Genomic DNA, 24,689 nt, shown 5'->3' with positions numbered 1-24,689 from the left:
GCCTAGAGCCGTCAACTTATTTAAAAACAGTATTCACGTTATTACCCCAAGCAAAAACACTTGAAGATGTAGAGGCATTACTGCCTTGGAATATCAACAAGGCGGTTGGTTAGCAGCTTACGCTAAAACAGGCTTTTTCAGAAAACCCAAAAGTTGAAAATGCACTACGAACAAGCGCAGCTTTAGCAAGTCATTATGCTGGAATTATGGAAGGACAGCCTTTTCGTGATGAAATGTCGATAGCAAGAACTCAAGCAGATAGAGAAAGAATTGCTGAAAAATACAGTTACTTATTTGATGATAACCGCCAAGGTAAGCAGATTATTTTAAGCTTTTTAGACGATGGTAGTATGTTGCTAGGCGAAAAGGCTAATACGACTAAGGATTACCCCACAATTTCGTAAAATAAGAAATAAACAATGTCTAAATCAAAAAAACCAACTGACATTAAGTTGGCTTTTCATCATTACTTAAAAACAATTAGACTTAAATCAAGTTTAGTCTTCTACCCTTACGCCCCAAACATCATGTTCGTCAGCATGAATAATTTGCACCCAAAGTTGATCGCCAGGCTTGGCATCATAATCGTCAGACAAATACACTTTACCATCAACTTCTGGTGCATCCATATATGAGCGCCCGACTATACCAAGGTCATTCACTTCATCAACAAGAATAAGATATTCTTGGCCAATACGTGCTTGTAATTTTTCGCTGCTAATTCTCGCTTGTACTTCCATAAAGCGCTGTAATCGCTCTTCCATCACGTCTTCTGAAACATGATCAGGTAACGCATTCGCCGTAGCGCCTTCAACGGGTGAATATTTGAAACAACCAACGCGATCTAATTGTGCTTCTTCTAAAAAGTCTAACAACTCTTGAAACTCTTCTTCTGTTTCACCCGGAAAACCAACAATAAAGGTTGAACGAATCACTAATTCAGGACAAATCTCTCGCCATTTTGCAATACGCTCTAATACACGGTCTGAACTACCCGGGCGTTTCATTAATTTTAAAATACGTTTATTGGCGTGCTGAAAAGGAATGTCTAAATACGGCAGAATTTTTCCTTCTGCCATCAATGGTATAATTTTATCGACATGCGGGTATGGGTATACATAATGTAAACGAATCCAAACGCCCTGCTTGGCTAATTGTTCACATAACTGCTGCATGTGAGTTTTAACGGGCATACCATCCCAAAAATCTGTTTTATGTTTTACATCAACACCGTATGCAGAAGTATCTTGAGAGATAACCAATAATTCTTTAACGCCTGAATCAACCAAACGTTTTGCTTCACCTAACACATCACCTACAGGGCGCGAGTCTAAATCACCACGCATTGATGGAATAATGCAAAAAGTACAACGGTGATTACAGCCTTCTGATATTTTTAAATAAGCATAATGCTTAGGTGTTAATTTAACGCCCTGTGCAGGTACTAAATCAATAAACGGATTATGAACAGGTTTAGCAACATGTTGATGAACTTGCGTTAATACTTCATCGTAGGCATGTGGACCAGTAACCCCAAGTACGTTCGGGTGTAATTCAACTATTTCATCTTTTTTAACACCTAAACAACCCGTAACCAACACTTTACCATTAGCCGCTAACGCTTCACCGATAGTATCTAAAGACTCTTGAACCGCTGAATCAATAAAGCCACAGGTATTAACAATCACCAATTCAGCATCATCATAGCTATTGGTTACATCATAACCTTCGGTACGAAGTTGAGTTAGAATGCGCTCGCTATCCACTAAATTCTTAGGACAGCCCAGACTCACGAAGCCTACCTTTGCAGCGGCTCCCGAAACAAGAGCTTTTTCGTTAGTAGCACTAACAACTTCGTTATGTTGCGCTTCAATCATTTTAGATGGAATATCTAACGTGGTTGTTTGGCTTTCCGCCGAGTTGCTACTCTTTATTGTGGTTTTCGGGTCGAATTGTTCTACGGTCATATAGTGCTCTGCTGCTTTAACTGCTTTTATAGCTTACTTGATGTGTTTGCTAAGGCTGTTGTTTAATGTGCGAGATTATACAGGAATGTTTTATTTAATTCAGTATGGGAAATACTCTAATAATTTTTTATTGTGTTACTATCATAGAAAAATAAAGGATTAATTAAAAGGCTATTTCTTGTGATTAAAAAATCAAATAAGCCCCCTACTTTAATACCTCAACATTGCTAAAAGTCGAATACTTGATTCTAAAGCAAGATGAGCTAGGCTTAAGTATATTATTTTGAATGGAGTCAATTATGCCTAAATCACGCTCATCCCAAGTAAATTTTATTGATCCTTCCTCTAATTCTAGAATGCACAATCTATTAGACCTTTAGGCGCTATAGATAAGGGTTAAATTTAACCACATATTTTGGCGTTTGAAATAAATTAAAAAGTAAAAGGAACTTACAATGAAAAAGATACTATTTCTGCTAGTTATATTATTGCCTTGTCTTACAATAGCAAATAATTTCAATAGCTTCGAGTCATATGATAATAATAAGAAGTACGCTCGGGGGAGTTATGTTAGGTATTCAAACAACTTATGGGTAGCGAGACACAAAGTTATTGGCAAACAACCTGAAGAAGAAAGTATAACTTGGGCAAAGGTAAAGCTTAATGACATTAGGGAATGGAAGTCAAAAAAAGTATACCTATTAGGTCAATCTGTAAGCTATAACGAAAAAACATATTTTGCTAAATCACTCTGGCCAATAGCGATAAACTCATCATACGTTAATTATAAATGGGTAGAATTTTCTCACCCAGCTATGGGCTTTGACTTACCTAGTTTTGATCCTGAACATCCTGATCACAATACTATTGAAGGAGTAGACCAAAACGAAAATGGCATAAGAGATGACTATGAAATAAAAATAGTTATGAGCGATAAATCAATAGACATAAAGGAATTAGCGCTAAAGGCTGGTAAAAGCTATCAAACAGTCCTTTCTATGAAAGGTGTTATTAATTCAGCAACTCAAGAAGAGGCAACAAATACACTATTAGCCCTAACTCTCGTAGAGTTATGCAAACGACAAATCAACAAATATAGTTCATCAGCAATAGCATGGAAAAAAAGTGATTACTTCAACACGATAGATAGGATTGAAACAAATTTTTCCGTGCAAAATAAATTAGCTAGTTTGGTTGATGAAGAAAAGCTAGAAAGCTCTTTAGAGCAACCTTGCGCATCACTTTAATTCTAAGGATAGAATAATGAACGAAATTAAAAAAATTTCTTTAGCATTACTTACCGTTTTAGCTACTTCAAATGCATTTGCAGAGTGTGGAGCAAATGTTGACAACATTGAATCATTTTACATCAACGGAATGTTTACTGATTATAGCGATTATACGTCGAATAAAAATGCATTGAAAAACTTCTTAGTTGCGTATTTAGAAAGTGAGGGATTCAATCCAAATATACAAGGTCAGCATAATAAGGACGAAAATAAATTATCACAAATTTTTGAGGTGGCCAGACAAAAATGGGAAGATGATGATGCTGCTGATGAAATAATTAAGTTTCTCAATAACGAAAGTTCAAGCTCAGAAAGAGCTAAAGAGGCTATTGCAGAGTTTCTTCAAGATATAAGCATCGAATACCAATCAACTATCAGTGAAGAGGATAGTCAACTAGCAATAGCCAAGCTAGAAAATATCTTAGATTCATGTAGTAGAGTCGTGTTAATCTCACATTCTCAAGGAAATTTTTACGGTAATGCCATTCTCAACGATTTATATTCTAGTTACAACTTTCCAAACGGCTATGCGTTAAGTGACTACCCAATGTTAGGCACTATGCAAATTGCCACACCAGTAGACATTCCAGGTGGTACGCTATCTACCTTATATCCAGATTTAATCGGACACGTTACAAATGAGCATGACGTGATAATGCAGCTAGTTCGAGAACTATTCGGTGCAGCCCCATCAAACTTTAACGGACCAGAAAACCCAATCGACGAAACAGGCCATTCTCTGGAAGATTCATATTTAATTCCACAAGAGCAAGCACTTGAAATATCTAACCAGATGAAAAAGGTTGCTTACAGCCTGACACCATATCCGATGATCGAACAGTGGTCAGCAAACTCCTCAGCATTATCAGCTTTTGGTTATTCCAGTATAAGCTCATTATTAGATATTGAGTTTCACGACGGTAGTATTTATCGTTACTCAGGTGTTACTCCAAACATATTTACAGGTTTTATAAATGCTAGCTCTCAAGGCGGTTACTTCAATTCAAATATCAGAAATAATTATGCAACAAGTCAAATTGAGTAAAATATTCTGCGTCTTTGTAAGGAGTTTAATTAAACTCCTTACAATATTATTTTTCGCTTTGGTTTGTTCTGCTTGTTCAAGTAGTTCATCAGAATTAACAATTTATGAAAATTGCTTTACTCCTGTAACTTTTAATGCTGATGAGCTGCTTAATATTCCCAAAAATGAAAAACATAGCACTTTGGCATACTACTTTTTCATCGGTGAACAGATGTCAAAGTCAGAAAAAGACAAACTAGCAAAACACAACTTAAATGGTTATATATTACAAGGAGTTCCGGATGAGTGGAGCAGTCCTATCCTAACAAATACACCAATCAACTTTATAGGTTACATTGCACTTAATAAAAGTAGCTGGTTAAAAGCACAAGTAGGCCTAAAGGATAATTTATATTTTGTTATTACAACCTACGAAGGAAAGTTCCTACTTGAGTCAACTATTGGCTTGCCAAAAATCCCATTAGATACATTAGATTGCATTAGATAGTTTCCGCTGCATTAGAAAACTTATAAAGCTTTTTCAGAAACCCCAAAACACTTTTTTCGACAACTAGTAATAATACATAGATTAACAATATGACTTGTTTGTAATATTAATAAATTGGTAAAAAAAAGAATTACTTTGAGGGGAAATATGATTGAAAATACAGCTCTTCAATCATTTTAGAAGAAATGTCTAATGTGGTTGTTTAGCTTTCGGCTGAGTGACTCTTTTTTTCAATAACAGTAGGTATATTGGTGCGTTACCTACATATTTATTGCCCCATAATGTGCTGTAAATATTTATTTATACCATTATAAAGTATTATTTTTATTTAATCTAAAAGTAGAAAAGGAATAATTATATCCATACAATGGTAACTTTATTTAAGTATAATTATTTGGAGTTTCAGTTGGTTAAGTTAAAAGGGATGAAGTCTACATTGTTATGTTTAATTGCAGTTACAGGCTTATTCTCATTATTAATTCACTTTCAAATGCAGTGGCAAAGTAAATTAACGTTAGTCAACTACTTGGTTTATCCATTACTGATTGTAACGGCTATATTTGCAACCCAATTTAATCGCAGTAGAATTGCTATTTTATGTGGCTTTTGGCTGCTGTTTTTGGTGGCAACAAGTTCCCCATCTATCAACACTAAACCTTTAATGATGAATGCGCAGTGGCTGGTATTGTGCGGCGCCAGTTTATTGATGTTATTGGCTTTAATAAAAGATCGAGCGCTTTTATCTGTTCATACTGTCAGTCGGCTTACCTTTATTATTTTTTGTGGGGTGATAACATTTTTTTGGCTGCAATTGAACCAAAATTTAGACAGTTTAGTGCCGAAAACTGCCTTATGGACATCTGTTTTACCTTACATTCCTATTATTATACCACTTGGATTGATAGGTATTTTATTAATGTGGCGTAGCATAAGTAGTCACGATTTAACACTTACAGCGCTACTAGTTACGTTTATTGTTTGGTGTTTAAATCAGCTAAGTATAATAACTTTGCCTTGGTCACTTATTGCCGTAGTGATGTCTGCACTTTATTTACTCGCCGTTAGTACTGATTCGTACTATTTAGCTTACCGAGATGATTTAACAGGATTGCCTACTCGTCGTGCACTAAATCAACTCGCCTTATCACTTGGGCGCAAATACACAGTGGCGATGCTTGATATTGACCATTTTAAAAAATTTAACGACACCTATGGTCATGATATTGGTGATGAGGTGCTAAAACTTGTTGCTGCAAGAATGGCTGAAGTACGTGGCGGAGGTAAGATTTATCGCTATGGCGGTGAAGAATTCACCATCGTTTTTCCAAGAAAAACAGCTGAACAAGCCATTCCTGTTTTAGACAAACTGCGCCAAAGCATTGCCAATTACAGCATGGTAATACGTAGTGCCCAACGAACAGATAAGACAGGCAGGAACGCCAAAAAGAATAATAACAAAACGGTAAATGTTGCCGTATCAATTGGTGTCGCACAAAGAGCGCCTAAACAAAGTTTTGAGCAAGCATTAAAAAACGCTGATTTAGCACTTTATCGCGCTAAAAAGAAAGGTCGAAATAATGTCAGTCAGTAGCACACTTACTTTTCCATTTAGATTATTGTAATACTTGAGTGATACAATCCTATAAATTCAACTAAATTAATAATACTAATTAAGATCTTTATGAATATAAAACAAAAACAGGTATTACTTTTCGACCTTGACGGCACTTTGGTAGACAGTGCGCCAGATCTTGCACTGGCTGTAAATAGAACATTAAAATATTTAAATAAAGCAGAATTTGATGAAGAAACTATTCGTCATTGGGTAGGTAATGGCGCTAAAACATTAATAGAACGCGCATTATCAGGCTCTGCCACAATCGATAAAGCGCTAGATACAAAAATAGTTCAAGGTGCTTTAGCTACTTTTTTAACCCATTACCAACAATGTTTGTGTGTTAATTCTGTTTTATACAAGGGTGTTAAAGAGGGGTTAATTACGTTAAAAAATGAGAGCTTTCGTTTAGCGATAATTACCAACAAACCTGAAGATTTTATTCAACCAATATTATCAGGTTTAGGTATTAGTGATATGTTTGAAATATTAATTGGTGGTGATACCTTACCAGAAAAAAAACCTGATCCTGCCCCCCTTTTTTTAGCTTTAAAACAACTTGATGTGTTGGCTGTGCAATGCTTAATGATTGGTGATTCTAAGAATGATATATTAGCGGCAAAAGCAGCGAATATAGACAGTGTTGGTTTAACTTACGGTTATAACTACGGCGAAGATATTGCACAATACAACCCGCAATGGTGTTTTGATACGTTTTCTGAATTTATCTCCGCAATACATCGCTAAATAGACGTTAATAGCATCAAAATATAACGGAGCTGGTGACATGTAAGAATGATATGACTCTTTCTATTTCACTCTGTCACCCCTCCCTTTTTTAGACCCTGCAATTCATTGATAAGGTTGTTAACACCAAACAACCTTATCGGGTTTATTAGCAGAGATTCGCGTGCGAGTTATATAATACAAGTTACCAAGTATCAATAAACGAACGTTTTGTCCCTGCTTTTTTATTGGGTTGTGGTGTTGCTTTTAACCCTCTTAATATCCATTTTCTTGTGTCTAAAGGGTCAATTACTGCGTCAATCTCCATGTAACTTGCCATATTCAATGCTTTACCATTTTCATAAGCTTTATCAACTAAAGATTTAAACATTTTCTCACGTTCGTTAATATCGTCTATTGCCGCAAGCTGTTTAGAAAAAGCCAAACTAATAGAGCCTTCAACCCCCATCGCGCCAAATTCACCCGTAGGCCACGACGCTGTAAATACTGGAGAATGCATACTGCCAGCGGCCATTGCTTGGGCACCTAGCCCGTACCCCTTACGCAGTACAATAGTAAAAAATGGTACGGTTAAACTGCCAGCAGCGGCAAAAATTCGAGCGATATGACGCACTGTTGCTTGTTTTTCAGCCTCTGGCCCAACCATAAAACCAGGTGTGTCGCAAAGAGATATCATTGGTATATCAAATGCGTTGCATAACCGCATAAAGCGAGACATTTTATCACCAGATACCGCATCAATAGCTCCACCTAAATAACTTGGGTTATTTGCGATAAGTCCAAAAGGTTTTCCTTCAATTCTGATAAATGACGTGATAATCCCAGGCGCAAAATCTTGACGTATTTCAAGTACAGAATCAATATCTGCAATAGTGCTAATAACGTCTCTAATGTTATAAATACGCATGCGATTTTCAGGAATATAATGCCTTAATTTACGTTGGTCATCACTTTGCCAGTCAGATAGTGTTCCTTGAAAATATGATAAATATTTTTTAGCTGTATCAACAGCTTCTTGTTCATTTTCAACCAATATATCAATAACGCCATTGGGTGATTGTACTGAAACTGGGCCAACTTCTTCTGCTGTAAATGTTCCTAAACCCCCTCCTTCAATCATAGCAGGGCCAGCCATTCCAATAGATGCTGATTTTGTAGCAATCACCACATCGCAAACACCAAGCAATGCGGCATTCCCAGCAAAACATCGTCCTGCGATAATACCTAGCGTTGGCACTAAGCCTGACAATGCTGCCATTGCAACAAAAGTATGGCAATCTAGCCCTGCAATACCATTAAAATCAGTATCTGACGGTCTACCTCCGCCCCCTTCTGCAAATAAAATTACGGGTAAGCGCCATTGCTGAGCTAGCTCAAGCATTCTGTCCATTTTTTTGTGGTTCATAATCCCTTGTGTACCAGCAAATACAGTGTAATCATACGACATGGCAATACAACGAGATGAGTCATCATCAAAAATGGCATTATTTACAGTACCCGTACCAGCAACTAAACCATCAGCAGGGCTCATTTTTCTTAATTCATCTACAGAAAAACGTTTACGTTGGGCAGCGATAAGCATTGCGCCATATTCATTAAAGCTGTCTTCATCAAGTAAATGATTAATATTCTCGCGTGCTGTACGCATTCCTTTTTCATGACGCTTTTGAACGGCTTTAGGTCTTGCATCATCATATAACTGTTCATGGCGCTGTAAAACTTCTAACAAGTCATCTCGTATACTATCTAAATCTAATTCATTTTCTATTTGAACTTCACCTGTATCAACGTCAGATGGTGCAATGATAAACATTAATTCTGCGCTATTTATTGGTGAATCGATCGTCACGGTTATATGCATTATCGTGCCACTATGTGTAGCTTTTACTGGAAATTCCATTTTCATGGCTTCAAGATGAGCGAGCGTTTGTCCTTTAAAAACTGTATCTCCCTCTTTAACACATAACTCAACCAAAACGCCTACACTTGGAGACATCACCCCTTCGCAACCATTAGGAATGTTAATATCCTGTTGAGTGGACAAACCATTATCATAATGACTAAAACATAATTCAGGATGTGATTGCTTAGCAAACAACGCGGTTAAATGCTGCTCAACAAAATTTGTCGTGATATTATTTTCTTTTACTTGGGTTAGTTGTAATAAATTTAACAGTATTGATTTATTAGTGTTTACACCTTCAATTATAAATTCACATAACGCCCTATAAACCTTGTTTACAGTAGTGATATAGTCACTACCTTTCACTATTAATTTCGCAATAAGTGAGTCATACACAGGAGTGACCTGATAATTTTGGTAGCCGTAACCGTCTACGCGAACACCTAACCCAGCAGAGGTTTGATATTCGGTCAATACACCCGTTGCGGGGCTAACGCTGCCATCAGGATCCATTAATTCTGTATTTATCCTAACTTGCATAGCATAGCCAAATTTTACTGGCTCATTCTCTAAATTTAACTCTGCTAACGTATTTCCTTCGGCAAGTTGTATTTGTATTTGAACTAAATCTAAGCCAGTAATTTCTTCTGTTACGGTATGCTCAACTTGTATACGAGGATTAGCTTCCATAAAATAAAAGTTATTATGATTTGTAGCATCCAGTAAAAATTCAAAAGTTCCTAATCCTTGATATTTTACTGTTGACGCTAACCTTAATGCCGCTTCAATAATGTTTTTTCGAGTGTTTTCATCTAATGAAGGGCTGGGTGCTACCTCCATTAATTTTTGATGATTTCGTTGCAGCGTACACTCTCGTTCCCATAAATGGTTAACAGCTCCCGTACCATCACCAATAACTTGTATTTCAATATGACGCGCCTGTTGTACAAGTTGTTCAACATATAAATCACCACAGCCAAATGCTGCTAACGCTTCTTTTTGACATTGATTATACGCTTGTTCTATGTCTTCAATTCTATTTACAGGTTTAATTCCTCTACCGCCGCCGCCAGCAAGCGCTTTAATCATGATGGGTTTACTGTTATTTTTATGCTCAAAAAAATCAATAACTTCATCTAAAGTAAGACTATTATTAAGCCCTTGCACTAAGGGGACTTTACAAGATATTGACAGTTCTCGTGCCTGAGCCTTATCACCTAATAATGATAAAACATGAGGATTAGCACCAATAAAAGTAATACATTTATTTTCACATTGACGTGAAAAATCAACGTTTTCAGACAAAAAACCATAACCAGGATGAATAGCATCACATTGGTTATTAATGGCAAGGCTAATTAATTGCTCAATATCTAAATATGCTTTTACCCCTTTCCCCTTTAATGGAACGGCCACATCAGCTTTAGTCGTATGTAAAGATTTTTTATCATCTTCAGCATAAACGGCAACCGATTCTATCCCCATTGCTGACAGGGTATGGGTAATGCGTATTGCTATTTCACCTCGGTTGGCAATTAAAATACGTTTAAAGGTTTTACTCACAATAATTTCTCCAAATCCTGTTTTTTTACTTTTCCTGTGGCAGTCATCGGTAGTTCTTTTACAAATATAATGTCTGGCACTTTATATATAGCCATTCTTTCTTCACACCATTTTTTTAAACAGGGTTCTGTTTCTGCACTATTGGGCTTGAGTAACACAAAAGCAATCACCCTTTGGCCTCGCTTTGTATCCTCTTTTCCTAATACTGCGCTACCGAGTATATTAGGGTGTTGGCCAAGCATTGCTTCTAGTTCTGAGGGAAACACACTCATACCATTTACTTTTAGCATTTCCTTACGTCGCCCCAAATATCGTATGAATCCAGCGTCCGTAATTAGGCCAATATCGCCTGTATGAAACCAATTGTTATTTAACGTTGTGCTTTGTTCATTTCCCCAATAACCTTTAAATAAAGAAGGAGATCTAATACATAATTCTCCCTCACTTCCTAAAGGAACTAATTCGCCTGATTCAAAATCACATACTTTAAATTCAGTGCCCGGAACGGGTAAACCAACAAATGTAGGTGAAAATGACAAATCAAAATTATTGCTTTGAAACCCTAAAGTAAAAGTGTCACAGGTATTAGTTTCTGTCATTCCGTAACTAAACTCATGCAATATACAACCCGTTAGCGCTTGCCAACGTGTTCGATAGTCAGCAGTCAGCTTTTTTGTAAATGAAATACAGCCTGTCGCTGTTAAAGAACTAATGTCAAAATCATAAAGCTGTGGATATTCTAGAATTTCATCAACACTATCAACTAATAAACCACATTGAGTAACACGGTAATGCTGAATAGCATGTAAAAAAACATCAACGTCCCACCGAGCAAGCAAAACCATTGTTGTTCCATTGAAAACAGGAAATAACAAACCTGAGTTTTCACCAGCAATCCAAAATTCAGGTAAAAAATTCAAACTGATCATATCTGGATTAGTTCCTAAAGAAACAGGAACATAACTTGCGCAGGTATAAAGCATATCTCCGTGGGTATGAATACAGCCTTTGGGTAAACCCGTTGTACCCCCTGTATAATTTAACGCTGCCATATCATCTAATTTAGGTTGATGACTAATAGTTTTTGATGAGGCAGCATGCACAGTAGTATAAAAATCAAGACATTCATCATTTTCTATTTTGGCAAGCTGAAATAGTTCTGGTAACGGAATTGTTGGTGATTCTGGTAATAACTCACTGATGCTTGTCATAATGACATGCTCAATACCAAGTAGCTCCTTGACGGGTAATAAAATCGGTAAAAGCTGATCAAAACAAATGACAATGTTTGTATCACAATCATTAAGTTGAAACTGAAGTTCCATACCCTTTGATAAAGGACTTACAGGCGCATAAACAGCACCAGACTTTAAAATACCATAAAATGCAATGTGTAATTGGGGACAATTTGGCATATAAACGGCTATTCGATCACCTGGTTTTACACCCAAAGATATTAATACATTGGCAAAGCGAGTGCTCAACATATCGAGTTCACTATAGGTAATATCATTCCCATAAAAACAGAGCGCTAACTTATCAGGTTGTTCTTCTGCCCACTGTTTCAAGTAATCACTTAAAGGCTTTTTTCCTTTAGGATATTTTGGTAAACGTGGGATATTTAAAGGCCAAGCTTTATTCCAAAGCATATTTAGCTTTTCCAAGTATAAGGCTTCGTTCATGAAGGTATTCCTGTTATTTTTTATTAATTTGATTAGGAGAAAGTGTGAATTACTGCAGCCAATTCACACTTTCGTTTTGGTAACATTAAAACTGGTAGGTTGCCGTTAAGGAGTAGCTTCTTTCTGGGTTATCAATAGAAGCCCAATATGCAAATGCTGTTGCTGGCATGTCTTGAGATGTTCTCATGATCGTTTCTTCTGTTAAATTTTTGATTAACAAACTAAATGACCAATTGTCATTATTAACATCGAGTAAACTGAAACGTAAGTTAGCTTTTGAGTAAGCGTCTTGTTTAGATCTTTCATCTAAATCAGACGATGTATACAGTTCGCTTGAATAACTCAAATTAATGTTTGATTCTAATAACCAATTATCACTAATATAGTATTCATGATTTAAGCTAATAAATGCCGTATAATCAGGAGCGAAAAGTCCTGTTCTTCCTGTTAAATCTTGCGTTAATACGCCATCAATTTTTTGCTGCCATACAGTGGCTGGCCCCTTTTTATAGTCAGAAAATTCAAAATCTGACCAAGCACCATTAGCAACTAAGGTAAGCGAGTCTGTTAAGATGAAAATAGACTCAATTTCAATACCCTGAATTTCAGCTTCCGAGGCATTGTTCACTATATAAGCATTACCATTCCATGTGGATACTTGCTGATCTTTATAAATGGTGTGGTAATACGCCATGTTAAATCGTCCAATACCATCTAATATTGTTGATTTAAAACCTAACTCATAAGCAGTTGCTTTTTCTTCTTTAAATTCAAATGAATCATTAGGCTCTGTTGCTGGATTGGCATAATTGTAAGGCATTCCATTTTCATCAACAGTGCCTAAAATTCCAGAGCCATTTGCTAAACTTCCATCAAATCCACCGCCTTTATAACCAATTTTCCAAGAGGCGTAAGCCATTAAGTCATCGCTAGCTTGATAAGTTAAATTAATGCCTGGCGATACATTACTTTTACGACGTTTATCAGTTAAGTCTAAATTTCCCGCCCCTAAACTGGCAACGACAGAATCGGCAATTCCTAAACCTACTGATTCAGGATAACCAAAATCTTCCGTATAAGTTTTTTGCGTTGTATCAACTTCCTTAGTTTCTGAGTCATACCTTAGCCCTACGGTTGCTTTAAATTTATCACTAAACTGAAAACCTAATGAGAAAAAAGCAGCATAACTTGAAGTATCTTGAGTGAAATCAGAAAGCAAACCAAAACCAGCTTGTGGAATAGGTACAGAAATAAAATCATACACATCAACACTTTGATTAAGGGTTAAAGTGTTTTTATTAAAATAGACGCCAGCTATGTAATCAAAAAACTCACCTACAGGAGACACAATACGAAATTCTTGGGTTATTTGATTAAAGTCTTCATCTCTTTTTAACGCTAACCATGTTTGCTCTGAATAAGTTGGTTCATAAGAGTATTCCCATATATAGTCAGTATATGAAGTAATACTGGTAACGGTATTTTCACCTAATTGATAATCTAATCTCAATACCGCAGTATCAGACTTCAATTCATCTGCCCAAGGTTTTTGTTGGCCTGTTGGGTCTGAATAATACGAGTGTGCATCAATAGGGCCACTAAACTGTAGTGTATTAACTAATCCTCCTGGATAACCCGCATCTAATGCTTTTTGCAATTGTTCTTCGTCAACTTCATATTGCTTTATACTATCGTCAACGGAAGATTCATTATGCTCAACTTTAAAATCAAGTGATAAATTATCGGTAATATTTCCATTCAAAGCTAAACGAATACCTGATTTATCAATGCCTCCAATATCATTACCATCATAATCATTTATCATAAAACCATCAGTACTTTGGTCTAAAATAGAGACTCGGGCAGACCAGTTATCACTAATGTCGGTATTAAAAGCACCTTCGAGTTTTTTTTCATTTAATGAACCAATACCAAGGCTAATAAATCCTTCTGTTCCTGAAGTAGCACTTTTAGTTGTGGTATTAATAGCGCCAGCAGTTGCATTTTTTCCAAACATAATACTTTGCGTACCTTTCATTACCTCGATACGCTCTATATCAAAAACAGGTGCACGAGCTAAAACCGCTCTTCCTTGATAAATATCATCTTTAAATTGTGCAATAGACTGTTCAAAAGAATAATTAACGCCTGAACCAATACCTCGTATATAAATATTAGGTAAACCGCCTTGACCTGCAATTTGAACATTTGGAATCATGTCAGACATATCAACGATATTAGTCATATTCCCTTTCGTTATACTGTCGCCTGATATTGCTGAAATAGAAGCCGCCACAGATTGAATACTTTGTGTTCGTTTTTGGGACGTTACCTCTATAACCTCTATTTCCTGTTTACTCTTTTGTAAAACTTGTTCATTTTCTTCAGCATAAGCAACTGTATTAAGGCTTAATGCTACTGAAATAGATAAAGCTAAAGGTGTTAAAATACTTTTTTCTAATCTCATATCTATTGTCTCCCCTAAAATATTTATTTTTATTTGCTATTTTTTGTAATTATTTAAGATTAAATAACAGCAACAAATTACACTTGGTGTAAAATTATGTCAAGAGTATTTTTACACCAAGGCGACAAGGTTATTAGTTTGCCTTTTACACAGGGCTAAATTAAAATATTGGCTTGCAATAGATTTGGTAATAAATATGAATAATGTGGGATTACGGGAATACAAAAAACAACAAACAAGGTCATTACTCTTAACTATTGCTGAGAGAATGTTTAGTGAAAGGGATTTTGACGAGGTTTCAGTAGAAGATATTGTTTCTGAAGCCAAAATAAGTAAAAAAACATTTTTTAATTATTTTACTAGCAAAAACAAAATGCTAGAAGAATGGACTTTAGACTGGTTTGCTAATAGCAATGTTTGGTCAAACGATTCAAATAATAAGGTGAAATATAAAAATATACTTATTCCTCCTAATATAGACGAACTATTAGACTGGATTGTCACTCACAGACGCATTTTTAAAATGGTTTTAACACACACTAATATTCTTAGTGGTATTTATCTAACTAAATCTAAAAATGAAACTAAAGTATATGATGTTTTTTCCCCTTTTAGAGCAGCGCGATTATATAGGGTAGAAATCGCTCAAGAATCAGGTTTGATACGTAATGATATCTCAGCCAAATTAATATGCGATATGTATGATACCTTACGTTTTGATGTTATTAGAAAGTGGTTAATTCAACCTGATGAAGAAGCCAATGGTGAAGAATTAAAAAAACAATTTCACCTTGTAATGAAAATATTACTTGAAGGCTTTAATGTGCAATAACTTACTCTAGGTCTATACAATTTGGCCTCGCATCTCTGGAAAGTTGTTGCATAAATTAACCTTATTCTTCAGCTTTTCCATGTAACCTGAAATGCCAATTTTCAACTTGGTTCGTTTCTAGGCGTTGAATCACTTTAAACATCCAACTTTGCGATAACTTATTTTGCATTTTTAATTTTTTCAGTCCCTCTATATTAAGCGGATCACTAAAAAAAATGTCGCACACTTCACGTAATGTTATCGCATTAGGTACTTGTTCAATCAGTTGCAAGGGTTCGCTTTCACTCACTGTACCAGGTTGAATAACTCGATATAACCAACCACAACGACTTATTTCTTGCATCGTTACAGATAAATTTTTAATACCCCAGCGTTCATTTAGTTTAAAACAAGGTGAGCGCGGTTGGCTAACTTCAATGATAGCTTCACCCCATTGATAGCGATCACCAACACAAACAGACTCTTCAGTCATCCCCTCTGTACTTAAATTTTCACCCATCCCTGGTGCCTTCCATTTATCATCAACACCGTACTTTTTTTGCCAGTAAGCATAATGCTCTAATGGGTACTGATGTAATGCACGTTCTAACCCGCCATGATGACGTATATCAGCACATTGGTCGCCCTCTAATCCTTCAAAAAAGAGATACAAATTCTCTTTAACTCGTAATTTATTTATTGCTGTTTCAAGTCCATACGCACTCTCAACCTTGCCGCGATAGACACCGTTAATAAAATTATTTTTAAGCATTTTGCCCTCTTTTTTCACCGAATATTTTGGCTTATAAAGCAATATCTTGTCTAATACCATTAGCCTATGCTGAACTCAAGAATAATTTATTAAATTGCTGATGACTTCCTTTTTATCACTTGTAATTTACTTAAAGCAGAGTAAGCTTATGACTATAAACAAAAAAATACCATACTAATAAACTAAGGAAGATTCAATTATGCCACTATTGGAGTTTTATTCACGCTCAACCTTGTTGACTGGTATAAAGAAAACATTGTGCACGCTGTTTCTACTGTTTTTTTTCTCAACAAACCTTCAAGCGGCAGAATTAGAAGTAACCACGCTAATTGGCAAAACGTTTAGTCCAGACCTTATGAATGACGATTATACCATTAAATTGGCAAGTACGGACGAACCTAACTTCGCGCTAGCTTTTGCTTGGCAAGATTCACCTGCGGGTCAAGGACAAATATTAATTAATTATATTTCTCGAGATTTCACCGACACAATTGATCAGTCAACTCATTCTTTTGATACAGTTTACACACACTTTAGCGGTGTATCTCTCTTTAAAGAACGCAAATATATAACCACCGTAGGTTTAGGTATTGGTACTACCTATTTTAACAGTGATTTTGATAGCGCTCTTTATCCATCGCTGACCTTTGCTGTTGGAACTCGTTATGAATACTCTAATAACTTAGTGTTTGTTACTGAGTTACGTGCTTATGCCACATTAACTGACGATGACGATACTTTATTTTGCCAAGATGACAACTGTGTAGCGCAATTTGAACGTGCTGTTTGGCTTGATAGCCAAATTTCTATAGGTTTTGCATATCGCTTTTAGTGCTTAATGAGAATTTAGCAGAAGTTAACGATTTAAAACCGTTAACTTCAATTCAATGTAGTGCAAGTGTTTAATATCAGTTTTAAAACTAACTTTTCTTCAATTCATTGGCTTTTAATAACATCGTTTTACTTTCTGCCAAAAAGTCATCAGCATAGTCACCAAACCAATCCGATACCTGTTTAAACATTCCCACAAATTCCGCTTTGTCACCTGATTCAACGTCTTCCAATAACTCTAAAAATCGGTAGGCAAAACGCTTCATCATTGTAATGTTGTCGGGATTAGAAAAAATAATATCTGAATATAAAATAGGATCTTGTGCAAATAAACGTCCGACCATAATCAACTCTAAACGGTAAATGGGAGAGCTCATATTAAGTAAATTTTCAATATCTGAACCTTCTGCCATCAAATGATAACCATAGGCAATGGTTGAAAAATGACGCATTACTTGTACCATTGACATGGCTTGATCATGTGCTTGTGCTGACACTTGATAAATTTTAGCGCCCCACACCTGAAATTGTTTCAATAACCATTGGTACTGTCCTTTTTCTCGCCCATCACACACAATAATGGTTTGTTTAATAAGCCCTGTAACATCAGGCCCAAACATGGGGTGTAATCCTACTACGGGCCCTTGATGTACCTTCAGCATTTCAAACAATGGTGACTCTTTTATGCTAGTAAAGTCAGCTAAAATACAGTCCGCAGGTAAGTGATTTAGACGATGAATAACCAATGAAGTTAACCTAATTGGCACCGCAACAATAACCAAACTAGCATCAGCTAATATTGCTTCGCTTGTTTGCCAATCATCCTGTTCAATAATAGCCACTTGGTAACTAGAGCGTTGAAATAAATCAACAAAAATACTACCCAACTGCCCTTTACCACCAACAACAACCACTTTTTTGCAAGCCGGGTTAATACACTGATAACCACTAGCATCTTGGCTTACGTATGAGTCTCGCATTAATCTACGCAAGATATCTTCAATTAAATCGCCACTTAAACCCGCTTGCTCTGCTTGCGCTCGACGATTGCTTATTAACGCTGCTTCTCGTTCTGGCGCAAAAATAGGCATACCTTCAGCACTTTTTAGCTCGCCAACTTTCGAAGTAATAGCCAATCGCTTAACTAATAACTCAACCAATTGGCTATCAATGTCATCAATCTCATCACGCAAGACTTTAAGATTGTCGTCAAATTTACTCATAGTTTCTCTTTCAACAAGTATTACAAGTTGCTATTTTACAATGCGTTTTGTTAATACGTTATTAAGCATCTCATTCGCTTGAGATAATAGCGTTTTAGTGCTGTTTAAATCAATACAAGCATCAGTAACCGACACGCCATATTCCATATCGGCAATGGCGAGATCACTACTCTGATTTCCTGCTTTTATATTACTTTCTAACATAATACCAATAATTGACTTATTACCTTCAACTATTTGATTGAAAACATTCGTCGCCACTAACGGTTGACGACGATAATCTTTATTAGAATTGCCATGGCTACAGTCAACAACAATACCTGGCTCTAAACTATGTTTAGCTAATACTTCTTCACACTCATTGATATTAACACTGTCATAATTGGGTTTCTTGCCTCCACGTAAAATAACATGACCGTCTGGATTCCCTGAAGTTTTGATCAGCGATACTTGTCCTTGACGATTTATCCCCATAAAACGATGTGATGATGCAGCAGACTGTAAAGCATTGATGGCAACATCTAAACTACCATTCGTACCATTTTTAAACCCTATTGGCATAGACAAACCGCTAGCCATTTCTCTGTGCGTTTGAGACTCAGTAGTACGAGCCCCAATAGCAGCCCAACTAAACAACTCGGCTATGTATTGTGGACTAATAGGGTCAAGTGCTTCAGTGGCGAGTGGTAAACCTAACTCTGTTAAGTAAATTAACAATTCACGCGCTTTTCTAAGCCCTGTTTCTACATCAAATGAACCATCCATATGAGGATCATTAATTAATCCTTTCCAACCAACGGTAGTGCGTGGTTTTTCAAAATAGACACGCATTACTATATATAAAGAATCTTTATATTGGTCATGTAGCTTTTTCAATTCGCGAGCATATTCTTTTGCTGCTTCAATGTCATGTACTGAACACGGGCCGCTTATAATAAGTAAACGAGGATCTTTTTTGTGGATGATATTTGCGATAATTTGACGTGCAGATTTCACAAAGGCTCTGCCTGGATCTTTTAAAGGTAATTCTATTCTAAGTTGCTCAGGCGTTATTAATACATGCTCTTCATTAACATGAATATCATTTAGAGTACTTTTATGTGCTTGATTTTCGGCCATTATTGTTGCCATGTTTTTTCCTATTATTGAGTCATTAAAAGTGCGTAGGCTAAAACAAGATTTACTAAAATATTAAAAAATTAACAAGTGTGACTTTAGAAGCTTACAGCTTGATAAAATAAAAACATAAAATTGTAAAGAATTGATTACGCTATTTGTAAGGTTATTTTTACACAATATTTTAATAGAGTACAGCGTATTTTTTAAAAATATCCCCTCTGCCCGCTTTCACATAACTGTAACAATTCAGTCATGTAACTGTAATATAAAATTTCTACACTGTGCTCAGATTAATGAAATAGCTTTTATTACGTTAAAATTTAACAAGAGAAATATTATGAAAAAGATGATGAAGAGAAAGATAACAACATCAATAATTACCCTATCATTAAGCACAGCAGTTTTAATGACTAACGTTGTAAATGCTCAAGGTAATAGCCGTGACACAATCAGCGCCGTTGGTTCCTCAACAGTTTACCCATTTTCAACAGTTGTTGCTGAACGTTTTGGTAAGAGCACAGACTTTAAAACGCCTAAAATTGAATCAACAGGTACGGGCGGTGGTATGAAATTATTTTGTGCTAGCAACGCTATAAATACCCCTGACTTATCCAATGCTTCACGTCGCATGAAAAAAAGTGAATTTGATATGTGTGTGAAAAATGGAGTAAAAAGTATCACAGAAGTACTGATTGGTTATGACGGTATTGTTCTTGCCAACTCAAATACAACCAGCCAAATGAATATTTCACGTAAAGAATTGTTTTTAGCATTAGCTAAAGAGGTACCAGCAAAAGACGGAAGCCCTAGGTTAATAACTAACCCATACAAATTATGGAGTGATATAAACCCTACACTGCCCGCAACTAAAATTGAAGTATTAGGTCCACCACCAACCTCTGGTACTCGTGATGCATTTGCAGAATTAGTGTTAGAAGGTGGTTGTAAATCATTTGATTGGATTAAAGCAATTAAAAAACAAAATAAAGCTAAATACAAAGAAATTTGTCACAGCGTTCGTGAAGATCATACTTACATTGAAGCTGGTGAAAATGATAATTTAATTGTACAAAAACTCTCAGCTAACCCTAAAGCGTTTGGTGTATTTGGTTTTAGCTTTTTAGACCAAAACAGCGATACATTACAAGGCTCAGTTATTGATGGTCAAGCGCCTTCATTTGAAACAATTGCTGATGGTTCGTACGCAGTATCACGTCCTTTATATTTTTATGTGAAAAACGCTCACGTAGGCAAAGTACCAGGTATTTTAGAATTCTTAACTGAATATACAAGCGAAGCAGCAATGGGAGAAGAAGGTTATTTAACTGATAAAGGTCTTATTCCATTAGGCGAAGATAAGTTATCAAACATACGTAAAAATGTTCTATCGCTTACTCCACTTGTATTAAACAAGTAATCTCAAATTACCTAACGTATACAATAAGGCGAGAAGCAATATCTCGCCTTACTTGATTGTTATTTTTTGAAAAACTGGCCTTATTATATGAATTCATCTTTACTTTTTATTGTTCTACTTTGCCTAACTTTATTTAGTTACTGGTTTGGCATAAAGCGCTCTCTTAAGGTTGCTGGCGGAGCAGAATATAAAAAATCACTTATTAGCTTGCCAGAGCAATTTGGTTTATTAACGGCTATGGTATGCGGTTTACCTGCGCTAATAACGTTGCTAATTTTTAATAGTACCGAACAGCTTGTTATTGAACAATTACTCACTAATACTTTACCAATAAAAATACAGCAACTATCATCAATTGACTTGGGGCTATACTTAAACAATATTCGCTCAATTGCTTCAACAGAAACATCGCAAACATTATTGCAAAACATATCATCACAGACGTTAGAACAAACAAGCAATGCATCATTAATAACGCAATATCAAGGTGCGCTAACTTTGCAAACCTTGAATCAACAAGCATCATGGTTGAAAACAGCTTTAGTGCTTATTATCGCTGTTGTTAGCGTTATCATTCTTGTTCGAAAATTCAGCCCAACCTTTAAAGCCCGACAAAAAGCTGAAGCGATCATTTGGGGATTACTGGTTTCTTCATCTGCTATTGCCATATTAACCACAGTAGGCATTATTGTTTCTGTCTTATTTGAGTCAATTCACTTTTTCAAAAGTGTATCTCCTGCTGAATTCATGTTTGGTACGCAATGGAGCCCACAAACCGCAATGCGTGTTGATCAAGTAGGTGGGTCAGGCAGCTTTGGAGCCGTACCACTGTTTGCTGGTACCATGCTTATTACTTTTATAGCGATGCTACTTGCGGTACCTGTAGGTCTAATGATCGCAATCTATTTATCACAATATGCAGATGCTAGATTACGCAGATTCGCTAAACCAATGTTAGAGGTATTAGCAGGAATACCTACGGTTGTTTATGGCTTTTTTGCCGCATTAACCGTAGCGCCAGTTATCAGAAATCTGGGTGAAAGTTTTGGCTTAAGTGTTGCCTCTGAAAGTGCTTTAGCAGCAGGATTAGTCATGGGTACGATGATAATCCCGTTTGTTTCATCCTTGTCAGAAGATGCAATCAGTGCTGTACCTAACTCACTTAAAGAAGCGTCTTTAGGTATGGGTTCTACTCGCAGTGAAACCGTCATTAATGTATTACTTCCTGCTGCCCTACCAGGCATTGTTGGTGCTATTTTATTAGCAATTTCACGTGCAATAGGTGAAACCATGATTGTGGTTATGGCTGCAGGCATGGCCGCAAACTTAACCGCAAACCCATTAGACTCAGTCACAACCGTAACTGTACAAATTGTTACCTTACTGACTGGCGACCAAGAGTTTGACAGCCCTAAAACATTGGCAGCATTTGCTCTTGGGTTAATGCTATTCATTACTACACTTGGCTTAAATATATTGGCCCTAAAAGTGGTTAGAAAATATAGAGAACAATATGACTAATGCCATTCAACAAACAAGAAAAAACGCAAAAGATAATTTAGATATGAATAACAGCAAACCAAGCAAGCTGTTATCTACTACTGAAATAGTTGCTTTAAGCCTAAAAAAACGCCACAAAAAAGAAAAACGCTTTAAAAACCTAGGGCTATTAGCTGTACTTTTTGGCTTTATGTTAGTGCTAGTATTAATCAGTGATATCACAATAAAAGCGCTACCTGCTTTTGGTCAACACTGGGTACAACTAGATATAGATTATAAAAGTGACTGGTTAAATATAGAAGAAACATCACCAGAAACACTATTGGCTGAGCAATTAAAAACTGCAAACTTTCGCAAAGTTTTAAGAAACTCTATTTACCAAATGTTTTCATCAACTGCTGATAAAAAACTGAGTCGTTCAGAAAAAAGAGAGTTAACTAAATTATTCTCAACTAATGCTGAATTTACTATTAAAGATGCATTAATTGAATCGCCCGTTCTCCTCAATAAACAAGCCAATATATGGGTTAGGCTAGATGATGATGTTGACAGTTATCTTAAAGAAGGCTTTTCCGATGGTGAGGCTGGTTTGCGCCTTTCAGAACAACAAGCTGGGTGGTTAGCAAAACTAAATGCCGAAAAACGCATAGAGAACCGTTTTAACCTAAGTTTCTTTACCGCAAGTGACTCAAGAGAACCAGAGCTTGCAGGTATAAAAGGAGCTTTAGTTGGTACCTTATTAACCATGTTAGTCACGCTGTTACTTTCATTTCCTTTAGGGGTTGCTGGGGCATTGTATTTAGAAGAATTTGCGCCCAATAATCGTTGGACTGATTTAATTGAAATTAATATTAATAACCTAGCAGCAGTACCTTCTATTGTATTTGGTTTACTAGGCTTAGCTGTGATCATTAATTTATTTGAGCTGCCACGCTCAGCTCCCCTAGTTGGCGGTATAGTGTTAACACTAATGACACTGCCAACCATAATCATTGCCAGTAGAGCGGCAATAAAAGCAGTTCCTCCTTCATTACGAGAAGCCGCATTAGGATTAGGTGCTTCAAAAATGCAAGTCACTTTTTCGCATGTATTACCACAAGCTATGCCAGGCATAATTACAGGTGCCATTATTGGTATTGCTCAAGCATTAGGCGAAACAGCACCTTTATTGATGATTGGCATGGTAGCTTTTATTGTTGACGTTCCTACAAGCATTGTAGATTCAGCAACCGTTTTACCTGTACAAATATTTTTATGGGCAGACAGTCCAGAACGTGCCTTTTTAGCAAAAACCTCCGCAGCCATTTTGGTGCTCTTAGCCCTATTATTAGTGATCAACATATCAGCTACCGTGTTGCGTTCTAAATTTGAAAGCAAATAATTTTAAAAGAATTCGTTGAGAAAAACACATGATTAATTTAGATACAAAACAAGACCAATTAGCGCATGATGAATTAACACAAACTGTAGGCAACATTTATGCTGATGAAGCAAAAATGTCGATTCGTAATGCTGATGTTTTTTATGGTGAAAAACAAGCAATTCACAACGTTAGTTTAGATTTAGCACAAAACCAAGTAACGGCACTTATTGGCCCCTCTGGCTGTGGTAAGTCAACCTTTTTACGTTGTTTAAACCGTATGAACGACACTATAGATATTTGTCGAGTCACTGGAAAATTAATGCTTGATGAGGAAGACATATATGCTAAAGATTTAGACCCTGTTTTACTACGAGCTCGGGTGGGTATGGTATTTCAAAAGCCGAACCCTTTTCCTAAATCTATTTATGACAATGTAGCTTATGGTGCCCGTATTCACGGCTTAACTAATAACAAATCTGAACTTGATGAAATTGTAGAAACAAGTTTACAAAAAGCAGGCTTATTTAATGAAGTTAAAGACAGATTAAAAGATCCTGGCACTGGCTTATCAGGTGGGCAACAACAACGTTTATGTATTGCTAGAACCATAGCTGTTAGCCCTGAAGTCATCTTAATGGATGAACCTGCCTCAGCACTTGACCCTATCGCCACTGCAATTATTGAAGAATTAATTGACGAACTTAAAGAAAAATACACTATCGCTATTGTCACCCATTCAATGCAGCAAGCTGCTCGGGTTTCACAACACACAGCGTATTTTCATATGGGAAAATTAGTTGAAATGGGGAAAACAGAAGATATTTTCACTCGTCCAAGCCATAAACTCACCGAAAACTACATTACTGGCCGTTTCGGTTAATTGGAGAA

20 protein-coding genes are annotated in these 24,689 nt (G+C 36.3%); 13 read left to right on the top strand and 7 right to left on the bottom strand.

What is annotated here, in order from left to right; genetic code table 11:
* Positions 1-113 (top strand): transposase domain-containing protein (locus ACE1OF_RS11325; RefSeq protein ID WP_448894560.1); only part of this gene is annotated, 113 nt, incomplete at its 5' end.
* A gap of 93 nt (positions 114-206) precedes the next feature.
* Positions 207-404: a hypothetical protein gene (locus ACE1OF_RS11320; RefSeq protein ID WP_448894558.1), complete on the top strand. Its 198-nt coding sequence runs from the start codon at positions 207-209 to the stop codon at positions 402-404.
* A gap of 93 nt (positions 405-497) precedes the next feature.
* Here ACE1OF_RS11320 and rimO read toward each other — a convergent pair whose 3' ends face one another.
* Entirely contained in the window at positions 498-1,967 is a 1,470-nt protein-coding gene (rimO, locus tag ACE1OF_RS11315) for a 30S ribosomal protein S12 methylthiotransferase RimO (RefSeq protein WP_448894557.1), read from the bottom strand.
* Positions 1,968-2,422: 455 nt separating this feature from the next.
* Here rimO and ACE1OF_RS11310 point away from each other — a divergent pair, with 455 nt between their 5' ends.
* The 5 genes from ACE1OF_RS11310 to ACE1OF_RS11290 all read left to right on the top strand — a co-directional run bounded on the left by ACE1OF_RS11310 (position 2,423) and on the right by ACE1OF_RS11290 (position 7,150).
* Entirely contained in the window at positions 2,423-3,214 is a 792-nt protein-coding gene (locus ACE1OF_RS11310) for a hypothetical protein (RefSeq protein ID WP_448894556.1), read from the top strand.
* A gap of 16 nt (positions 3,215-3,230) precedes the next feature.
* Positions 3,231-4,301 (top strand): KTSC domain-containing protein, encoded by a 1,071-nt coding sequence (locus ACE1OF_RS11305; RefSeq protein WP_448894554.1) that lies wholly within the window; start codon positions 3,231-3,233, stop codon positions 4,299-4,301.
* Positions 4,279-4,788 carry a hypothetical protein gene (locus ACE1OF_RS11300; RefSeq protein ID WP_448894552.1) on the top strand — a complete coding sequence of 170 codons (510 nt, stop codon included), beginning with the start codon at positions 4,279-4,281 and terminating at the stop codon, positions 4,786-4,788. The genes ACE1OF_RS11305 and ACE1OF_RS11300 overlap by 23 nt, the downstream gene beginning before the upstream one ends.
* A gap of 406 nt (positions 4,789-5,194) precedes the next feature.
* Positions 5,195-6,379 carry a GGDEF domain-containing protein gene (locus tag ACE1OF_RS11295; RefSeq protein ID WP_448894551.1) on the top strand — a complete coding sequence of 395 codons (1,185 nt, stop codon included), beginning with the start codon at positions 5,195-5,197 and terminating at the stop codon, positions 6,377-6,379.
* Between the two features lie 90 nt (positions 6,380-6,469).
* The gene (locus ACE1OF_RS11290) at positions 6,470-7,150 is read left to right on the top strand and encodes a phosphoglycolate phosphatase (protein WP_448894549.1); all 681 of its coding nucleotides are present in this window, start codon (positions 6,470-6,472) and stop codon (positions 7,148-7,150) included.
* A gap of 184 nt (positions 7,151-7,334) precedes the next feature.
* On the opposite strand, the gene ACE1OF_RS11285 is transcribed toward ACE1OF_RS11290, so the two are convergent.
* The 3 genes from ACE1OF_RS11285 to ACE1OF_RS11275 all read right to left on the bottom strand — a co-directional run bounded on the left by ACE1OF_RS11285 (position 7,335) and on the right by ACE1OF_RS11275 (position 14,765).
* A complete protein-coding gene (locus tag ACE1OF_RS11285) occupies positions 7,335-10,616 on the bottom strand; it encodes a carboxyl transferase domain-containing protein (RefSeq protein ID WP_448894547.1) in 3,282 nt (1,093 codons plus the stop codon).
* On the bottom strand, positions 10,613-12,298 hold the full coding sequence (locus ACE1OF_RS11280) for an AMP-binding protein (RefSeq protein WP_448894546.1): 1,686 nt from the start codon (positions 12,296-12,298) through the stop codon (positions 10,613-10,615). The genes ACE1OF_RS11285 and ACE1OF_RS11280 overlap by 4 nt, the downstream gene beginning before the upstream one ends.
* Before the next feature lie 85 nt (positions 12,299-12,383).
* A complete protein-coding gene (locus tag ACE1OF_RS11275; protein WP_448894545.1) occupies positions 12,384-14,765 on the bottom strand; it encodes a TonB-dependent receptor in 2,382 nt (793 codons plus the stop codon).
* Positions 14,766-14,961: 196 nt separating this feature from the next.
* Between ACE1OF_RS11275 and ACE1OF_RS11270 the strand changes: the two genes are divergently transcribed.
* Positions 14,962-15,597, top strand: a complete 636-nt coding sequence (locus tag ACE1OF_RS11270; RefSeq protein ID WP_448894544.1) for a TetR/AcrR family transcriptional regulator — start codon at positions 14,962-14,964, stop codon at positions 15,595-15,597.
* A 61-nt stretch (positions 15,598-15,658) separates the two neighbouring features.
* Here ACE1OF_RS11270 and ACE1OF_RS11265 read toward each other — a convergent pair whose 3' ends face one another.
* A complete protein-coding gene (locus tag ACE1OF_RS11265) occupies positions 15,659-16,348 on the bottom strand; it encodes an MOSC domain-containing protein (protein ID WP_448894543.1) in 690 nt (229 codons plus the stop codon).
* 199 nt (positions 16,349-16,547) lie between these two features.
* Between ACE1OF_RS11265 and ACE1OF_RS11260 the strand changes: the two genes are divergently transcribed.
* Entirely contained in the window at positions 16,548-17,180 is a 633-nt protein-coding gene (locus ACE1OF_RS11260; protein WP_448894542.1) for a hypothetical protein, read from the top strand.
* An 88-nt stretch (positions 17,181-17,268) separates the two neighbouring features.
* On the opposite strand, the gene tyrA is transcribed toward ACE1OF_RS11260, so the two are convergent.
* Together tyrA and ACE1OF_RS11250 are read right to left on the bottom strand one after the other, a co-directional pair.
* Complete coding sequence (gene tyrA / locus ACE1OF_RS11255; RefSeq protein WP_448894541.1) at positions 17,269-18,402, bottom strand: bifunctional chorismate mutase/prephenate dehydrogenase; 1,134 nt, start codon at positions 18,400-18,402, stop codon at positions 17,269-17,271.
* Positions 18,403-18,432: 30 nt separating this feature from the next.
* Positions 18,433-19,533, bottom strand: a complete 1,101-nt coding sequence (locus tag ACE1OF_RS11250; protein WP_448894540.1) for a 3-deoxy-7-phosphoheptulonate synthase — start codon at positions 19,531-19,533, stop codon at positions 18,433-18,435.
* Positions 19,534-19,927: 394 nt separating this feature from the next.
* Between ACE1OF_RS11250 and ACE1OF_RS11245 the strand changes: the two genes are divergently transcribed.
* The 4 genes from ACE1OF_RS11245 to pstB all read left to right on the top strand — a co-directional run bounded on the left by ACE1OF_RS11245 (position 19,928) and on the right by pstB (position 24,681).
* The gene (locus tag ACE1OF_RS11245) at positions 19,928-20,938 is read left to right on the top strand and encodes a substrate-binding domain-containing protein (RefSeq protein WP_448894539.1); all 1,011 of its coding nucleotides are present in this window, start codon (positions 19,928-19,930) and stop codon (positions 20,936-20,938) included.
* Positions 20,939-21,025: 87 nt separating this feature from the next.
* Entirely contained in the window at positions 21,026-22,459 is a 1,434-nt protein-coding gene (gene pstC, locus ACE1OF_RS11240; protein WP_448894538.1) for a phosphate ABC transporter permease subunit PstC, read from the top strand.
* Positions 22,452-23,819, top strand: coding sequence for a phosphate ABC transporter permease PstA (gene pstA / locus ACE1OF_RS11235; RefSeq protein ID WP_448894537.1), 1,368 nt, complete (start codon positions 22,452-22,454; stop codon positions 23,817-23,819). Before pstC ends, pstA begins: the two co-directional genes overlap by 8 nt.
* Positions 23,820-23,847: 28 nt before the next feature.
* Entirely contained in the window at positions 23,848-24,681 is an 834-nt protein-coding gene (gene pstB, locus ACE1OF_RS11230) for a phosphate ABC transporter ATP-binding protein PstB (protein ID WP_448894536.1), read from the top strand.
* Positions 24,682-24,689 lie beyond the last annotated feature (8 nt).

It is taken from the genome of Colwellia sp. E150_009, assembly GCF_053543955.1.
Note: the sequence above shows the minus strand (reverse complement) of the source record. Positions and strands in the feature narration are given on the sequence as shown.